At 48.7% G+C, this 517-nt stretch carries 1 protein-coding gene; it reads right to left on the bottom strand.

Annotated elements, in window-relative coordinates:
* Positions 1-517: LPS export ABC transporter ATP-binding protein (gene lptB, locus R8O10_RS27505; protein ID WP_318192271.1), on the bottom strand; the 517-nt coding region annotated here is incomplete at both ends.

Below are 517 nucleotides of genomic sequence, written 5' to 3'. Positions count from 1 at the left end.
TGTTTCACGTACGTTATGGTCTGTGATTAATACACCAAGGCCACGATCGCGTAGGTGCTCGATGATTTTCTTGATGTCATTAACCGAAATAGGGTCGACACCTGCGAAAGGTTCATCCAACAAAATGAATTGTGGGTTTGCCGCAAGAGCTCGAGCGATTTCGACTCGGCGACGTTCACCACCCGATAGTGCCATACCCGCACTGGTTCTTATGTGCTGTATGTGGAATTCTTCCAACAAATCTTCCAGCTTGTCCTGACGCTCTTCGCGGGTCATTTCTTGGCGAGTTTCCAATACGGCCATGATGTTATCTTCAACGGACAGTTTGCGGAAAATCGACGCTTCCTGCGGTAGATAGCCAATACCCATGCGAGAGCGGCTGTGCATTGGCAAAATACTGATGTCTTTGTCGTCAATGGTGATGGTGCCTTCATCACGAGGCACCAGACCAACAATCATGTAAAACGAGGTGGTTTTACCGGCACCGTTAGGACCAAGTAAGCCCACAATCTGACCA

The organism is Vibrio sp. 1727 (genome assembly GCF_033344415.1).
Taxonomy (GTDB): Bacteria; Pseudomonadota; Gammaproteobacteria; order Enterobacterales; family Vibrionaceae; genus Vibrio; species Vibrio alginolyticus.
The sequence above is the reverse complement of the archived record's forward strand: the minus strand, read 5'-3'. Positions and strand labels throughout refer to the sequence as shown.